This is a genomic window from Bradyrhizobium sp. PRIMUS42, from assembly GCF_023006515.1.
Classification (GTDB): Bacteria; Pseudomonadota; Alphaproteobacteria; order Rhizobiales; family Xanthobacteraceae; genus Bradyrhizobium.
On record NZ_JALBGZ010000370.1, the window covers coordinates 1 to 6,366 of the forward strand.

At 62.9% G+C, this 6,366-nt stretch carries 4 protein-coding genes; 3 read left to right on the plus strand and 1 reads right to left on the minus strand.

Annotated features, from left to right (window positions below):
• The coding region (locus MOV75_RS23670; protein WP_246929979.1) for a GNAT family N-acetyltransferase at positions 1–1,133 on the minus strand (1,133 nt) is incomplete at its 3' end.
• A gap of 224 nt (positions 1,134–1,357) precedes the next feature.
• Between MOV75_RS23670 and MOV75_RS23675 the strand changes: the two genes are divergently transcribed.
• The 3 genes from MOV75_RS23675 (at position 1,358) to MOV75_RS23685 (ending at position 6,273) form a co-directional block, all read left to right on the plus strand.
• The gene (locus MOV75_RS23675) at positions 1,358–2,353 is read left to right on the plus strand and encodes a tripartite tricarboxylate transporter substrate binding protein (protein ID WP_246929980.1); all 996 of its coding nucleotides are present in this window, start codon (positions 1,358–1,360) and stop codon (positions 2,351–2,353) included.
• A gap of 623 nt (positions 2,354–2,976) precedes the next feature.
• Positions 2,977–4,929, plus strand: a complete 1,953-nt coding sequence (locus tag MOV75_RS23680; protein WP_246929981.1) for a TonB-dependent siderophore receptor — start codon at positions 2,977–2,979, stop codon at positions 4,927–4,929.
• A 264-nt stretch (positions 4,930–5,193) separates the two neighbouring features.
• Complete coding sequence (locus tag MOV75_RS23685; protein WP_246929982.1) at positions 5,194–6,273, plus strand: HoxN/HupN/NixA family nickel/cobalt transporter; 1,080 nt, start codon at positions 5,194–5,196, stop codon at positions 6,271–6,273.
• Positions 6,274–6,366: the final 93 nt, after the last annotated feature.

Here is a 6,366-nt window from a genome sequence, read left to right on the forward strand (position 1 = left end):
CGCGTGGGCGTTGGGGTGCGGGCGGGCAGCAGCCGCAGATCCGATAGCCGCTTGGCCGCCAGTTTCAGCCAGGGAGCCTGCTTCAGCGCGAACAGGGCGACGGCGCCTGCGGTGCTGCCGGCTTTCGTGACCGCCCACATTGGCGAAGGCTGTCCCCCGAACAATTTCTTGTAGGGCTCGTCACCAATAGTGAAATCGAGCATCTGATCCCCGCGCTCGATACAGTCCCGCGCCACCTGCTCGAACATCAGCGCGCCCAGGGACTGGCTCTTGTAGCCGGCGATGTCGAAGGCGCTCATGATGATGAGGAAGCTGTCGCGATGGCACAGTCCGAGCACGGCGGCGATCACCTCGCCGTCCATCGTCATGGCGTAGAGGCGCACAAAGGCGCCGAGACCACGAAGGGCCACGTCGGAATAGAAGCCGAAATATTCGGGGCGCTGCAGCAGATCGCCGTCGCCTTGCGCCTGAAAGCGCGGACCGCGAAACTTCTTCATCACCTCCATGGCCTCAATCACGGAGGCGCTGTCGTTGCAGCATGAGAAGCTCAGCTCGCCTTTCTTCTGGAGCTGACGATATTTCTTGGCGAGCTCCTTCTGATAGGAGCGATCGATCGCACTGGCTCGCCATTGCTCGAACGGCGCGACAAGAACCGTCGCGTAGGCGTTGGTGTCCATCGCTACGCGGCGCGACGCAGCCAGGAGGTTTTCGATCGGAAGCCGCCCGTCGGGCAGCTTGGTCATTCGGAGCAGATCGAAAGGACGAACGAGGCGCTGAATCTCCGCGCATGCAGCCGCGTCGTCGAGCAGCTGCGAAAACAATTCCGGGCTACAGACCGGCGCCAGATAGTCGGAGACGCGCAGGTCGGCGAACTCGACGGTTCGGATCGGACCGCGCCGGATCCGGAGCAGGGGCAGCACCATCGCGAGGGCTCCCGTCGCGCGGTGGCGGACCACGACGACCAGCGGTGCCGCACCCGCTTCCGGCGCGAGCCTGGTGTAGAGGCAGTGCAGCCAGATCGGATGCTGGAACGCGGTAGCGGCCGAGCGATCAAACAGCTCGGCATATTCCGGAGACAGAAAGTCGAACGACTGCTCGATGGCGATGTCGAACGTGTTGCTAAGCTTGTTCATGCGCAATCAAGGAAACCGGACAATTCGCGAAGATCGATCGAGCCGTCACTCGCTTTATAGCAGGGTCGTTACGGGCTAGACACCGGCGGCGTGCAATTTGCATTAATGCGTTCAACCACGTTCGTATCGTTACCAAATTCTTAATTCCGCAGTCGCTCGTCCTGCGCGTTTTCCAGGCGCCACATTCGTGTATGATGACCAGCTCAGTCCCGAATACGCAGAAGATGTCCCTTCTCTCACGGCGAGAACTGCTCGATATGGCGGCGGGGGTCTCGGTGCTGGCCGTCTGGCCTGGCGGCGCAGCCGCTGACGAATACCCCTCCCGCCCCATCAGGCTGGTCATTCCCTACACGGCTGGTGCCGCGGGTGATCAGATCGGCCGTCCCTGGGCCGACAGGATCGGCTCGCTGCTGGGGCCGATCTATGTCGAGAATATCGGCGGCGCCGGCGGTGCGATCGGTACCGCCGCGGTGGCGCAGAGCGCAGCCGACGGTTATTCGCTCTTGCTCGGCAATGGCAGCACCCAGGTGATGATTCCATTGTCCTCCGCGCAGCCTGCCTACGACACGGTTCGCGATTTCCGCGCCATCTATCGCCTGATCACCAGCACGCTGGCATTCGCGGTTCATCCTTCCTTGCCGGTGAAGGACCTGCGAGAGCTGGCAGCTTTTGCGCGGGGCAATCCGGGCGGGCTTTCCTATGGCACGCCGGGCGTCGGCACCGGCAATCATCTCGTCGGAGAGATGTTCAGGATGCAATCCGGTCTCACGGCGGACCTTGTCCATGTTCCTTATCGCGGCATGGGGCCCGCGACCAACGACCTTGTCAGCGGCCAGATCTCCTCGGTCATTGCCGTGGTCTCGAGCCAGATCCTGCAATTGCACCATGCGGGCAAGCTGCGGATGATCGCCGTGACGAGCGATCGGCGGTTGAGTGGCGCGCCGGACATTCCGACGGTCATCGAATCCGGCATGCCGGGCCTCAGCTATGCCGGCTGGTTTGGCTTGTTCGCTCCGAGAGCGACACAGGATGCGATCGTGGAGCGGATCGCGATCGCGACCCGTACGGCGATGGCCGATCCGCAGTTGCAGGAAAGCTATCGTTCGCAAGGTCTGGAGCCGGACGTCGATTCAGGTCCTGACAAGTTTCAGCGCCTGGTCGAGGACGAGCTGGCCCGCCTGGCACCGATCGTCAAGTCGATCGGGATCAAGCGCGACTGAGATCACGCCGGCTTGCTTGCCGGGAGCGCACCAGCGAGATTCACCAGCTCAACATCGCCCGTCTCGCAACACGAGTCGTGATCTCGATCGCTCGGCATTTTGCAAGGGACGCTGTCGCAGATCCAACCGCGCATCGTCATTCTGCGCGCGGCCGCACAGCGTCATTGGAATCGTTCCAGATAAAGTTTCTACTGCAGTCATCGATGATCGAGACATTCTAAATCGCAGCGCACGCATTTTCGTTGCCGTCACCATAGCGCCTTTCTAGAGAGGCCATCGATGAGGGCTTTCTGGAAATGCGACGTATGGGTGGAGTTGAGACGGTAGCGCGCTTTGGCGCGGCGCTGCTGGGTGGAGTTGCGTTGCTCGCGTGGTTTGAATCGCCTGCTCGATCCCAAACGCCACACGGCGGCAGTTCCATTCCACCCGTGACCGTCGATGCGCCGGCGCAACAATCGGCCCGCCGTGCGCCGACCAAACGAAACGATGTCCGGGCCCGATCGAATTCGCGACGCGCCCCGACGCGTGGCGCCGCGCAAGTCGAAACAGCCGCAGCGCGACCGCAATCGGGGGTCGCTCCCGCCTATGCGGGTGGCGAGGTCGCTCAGGGCGCGCGGCTGGGAATGCTCGGCAATACCAGCACGATGAAGTCACCGTTCAACGTGACGAGCTACACGGAAAAGTTCATTCGGGATCGGCAGGCGGCAACCGGTGCGGATGCCCTGATCCTCGATCCGTCCGTGCGAAGCTCCCACCCGACGGGCGGTATCGTGGATTCCTTCTACATTCGCGGATTCCCGATCAACGAAGGCAACAACGGTGAATTCGCCTTCGAGGGCCTTTACGGAATTGCGCCGACATATCGCATCTTTACCGACTACGTCGAGCGCATCGAAGTGCTCAAGGGGCCTTCAGCCGCGCTTTCCGGCATGGCGCCCAATGGCGGCGTCGGCGGTGTCATCAACGTCGTGCCCAAGCGCGCGGAAGAGGATTTGACCCGCTTGACCGCAAGCTACGGCTCGGTTGCACGCTTCGGCGGTCACTGGGATGTCGCGCGGCGTTACGGCGACGGCAAGCAATGGGGCGTACGGGCCAGCGGGAGCCTCCGCGACGGCGACACGCCGATCGATCGCCAGTCCGAAACGACAGGTGTCGGATCGCTGGCTCTCGACTATCAGGGCGAGCGATTCAGGTCCTGGCTCTATCTCATCGCGCAAACCGATCGGTTCGATGCTCCGTCGCGTCCGTTTCTCATGGCTCCCGGCCTGCAGGTGCCGAAGGCACCGGATGGCCGGCTGAACGTGACCCAGCCCTGGGAATGGTCGCACATCACCGACAAATCGGTGTTGCTGCGGACCGAATACGATCTCAGCGACCAGGTTACGCTGTTTGCGGACGTCGGTGGCTCCAAGACCAATGTCGAGCGATTCTTCGGTCTTCCGACCATCGTCAACGCGAACGGCAACACGACCTCTACGCCTCAGTTCTTCGGGCTGAGCATTGACCGAACCACATATGATGGCGGCCTCCGCGCCCGCTTCGACACCGGCTTCGTCCACCATGCCCTTGCCTTCCAGGCCTCGGTCTACCATGACGCGCTGTACCGGCGGCTGACCAATGGCAGCGTGGTCGGGTCGAACATCTACAATCCGACCATTGCGCCAACTCAGTTTGCCAACGAGATCAGCGACCGCCCCCGGCTCTCGGACAGCCAGCTCACGGGGCTTTCGATTGCGGACACCATGTCCGTGCTCGATGAGCGCATCCTGTTGACCTTGGGTGTCCGGCGCCAGGGCATCGAGGCGAACAATTACGCCTCCAATGTCGGGACGCTGACGACGTCCTATGACAAGAGCGCCGTGACTCCGGTGGTCGGCCTCGTCGTTCGTCCCCTGGACAATGTCTCCTTGTACGCGAACTATGTCGAAGGCCTCGCCCGGGGTGATGTTGCGCCGGTGCAGCCGGGCGTTACCAATGGTGGCGAAGTGCTGCAGCCCTACGTCGCCAAGCAGTACGAAGCCGGCGTCAAGGTGGAGTTCGGCCGCATCGCAACCACCTTCAGCGCCTTCGAGATATCGAAGGCGAGTGGAGAGCTGTCCGCCGGGCGCTTCGCGGCGACCGCCGAGCAACGGGTCCGCGGACTCGAGTTCAACGTCTTCGGCGAGCTTTTGCCGGATGTTCGTCTCCTCGGAGGAATCTCGCTGCTGGATGGCACCCTGACGAAGACCGCGGTTGCGGCCAATCTGGGCAACACGCCGATCGGCGTTGCGAACATTCAGGCCAATATCGGGGCGGAGTGGGACTTGCCGTGGATGAGAGATCTCACCTTGAACGGCGCCGTCATCTACACCGGCAGGCAGTTCGTCGACAGCGCGAACAAGCAGCCGATCCCGGAGTGGACGCGGCTCGACCTCGGCGCCCGTTACACCACGGCGATCAACGGCAAGAAGACGGTTTTCCGCGCAAACATCCAGAATGTGACCGGCGAGAGTTACTGGTCCAGCGTGGCTTCATTCGGAACGTTCTTCCTTGGAGCACCACGCACCTATCTGCTGTCGATGACCGTGGATATGTAATCGCTGCAGCCTGCAGCAGGCATGTCCCTGACCGTCGCGTGCAGACCGGTCAGATTGGTCGTCAAAGTTCGATAGTTGCTTGCCAATAAAAGCAGAGCATCCCGCTCCGGCGCTGTCAGCGCCGGACGAAAAATCTTCCATTGAATCAATGAGGTGATTTCCGTTTTGCTGTGTTTTTTCGGCCGCAAGGCGCCAAAGCGGCGCGGCTCTTGCTCTTGCCAGTATGAGGGTTCTTGATAAACATCATACTGCGGGATCGGGTGGATGGAGCAAGCGGTGAGGCGGACTTTACGGGCGATCGAATCCGGAACGCTGCTGCTGTTCGGGGGACTCATCGCCGCCAACATCGCCGCCTGGGCCTGGGCCTTCGCGCTGTTCGGCGACCGGCCGACGGTGCTGGCGACTGCGCTGCTGGCCTGGGTGTTCGGTCTGCGCCACGCCGTCGATGCCGACCACATCGCCGCCATCGACAACGTCGTGCGCAAATTGATGCAGACGGGCGGCGCGCCGCACAGTGTCGGCCTCTATTTTGCGCTCGGCCATTCCACCGTCGTCGTGGCCGCGACCATATTGCTCGCGCTCGGCGTGGTGAGCCTTGGCGGCGACAGCTTGCTCAAGGAGATCGGTGGCCTCATCGGCACGTCGGTGTCGGCCATGTTCCTGCTCGTGATCGCGGCCATCAACCTCGTCATCTTGGTCGGCCTGTGGCGGACGTTCCGTGCTGCACGGGAGCAGGGCGTCCACGACGCCGAAGGCCTCGAGAGGCTGCTCGCCAATCGCGGCGTCTTCGCGCGACTGCTCGGACCGCTGTTCCGCCTGGTCACAAAACCATGGCACATGTATCCGCTCGGCTTCCTGTTTGGACTAGGTTTCGACACGGCGACCGAGATCGGCCTGCTCAGCATCTCCGCGACCGAAGCCGCGCGCGGCGCGTCGGTTGCGGATATCCTGGTTTTCCCTGCGCTGTTCGCCTCCGGCATGGCGCTGGTCGACACCGCCGATTCCGCGCTGATGGTCAGTGCCTATCGATGGGCGTTCGTCGATCCCCTGCGAAAGCTCTGGTACAACCTCACGATCACTGGCGCCTCCGTGGCAGTCGCGCTGTTGATCGGCGGCATCGAGGCGCTCGGGTTGGCCGCCGACCGGCTCGGCCTGTCCGGGGGCGTGTGGACGCTGGTCGACGGCCTTAACGAGTCGCTCGCCAATGTCGGCTTCGCCGTCATCGCGCTGTTCGTAATCGCCTGGCTCGTCTCGGTCGTGCTCTATCGTCGCATCTTTGCCGACGGACGGCACCGGGCCGCGACGAAAGCTCTGGAATGCGCCGATGCGACCGAAGCGGCGTGAGCCCTGTCGTGGCGGCGACGCGCTGACGGCACTCTCGGCCCTGGTGCTGCTCGCGGATGACGGCAGCGCCTTCGGCGCAGAGCCGTGACACCT

What these genes read in the sequence shown, in the direction of transcription:
- MOV75_RS23685 (WP_246929982.1), top strand. Translation starts at nt 5,194, where the DNA reads ATGGAGCAAGCGGTGAGGCGGACTTTACGGGCGATCGAATCCGGAACG.
- MOV75_RS23675 (WP_246929980.1), top strand. Translation starts at nt 1,358, where the DNA reads ATGTCCCTTCTCTCACGGCGAGAACTGCTCGATATGGCGGCGGGGGTC.
- MOV75_RS23680 (WP_246929981.1), top strand. Translation starts at nt 2,977, where the DNA reads ATGCTCGGCAATACCAGCACGATGAAGTCACCGTTCAACGTGACGAGC.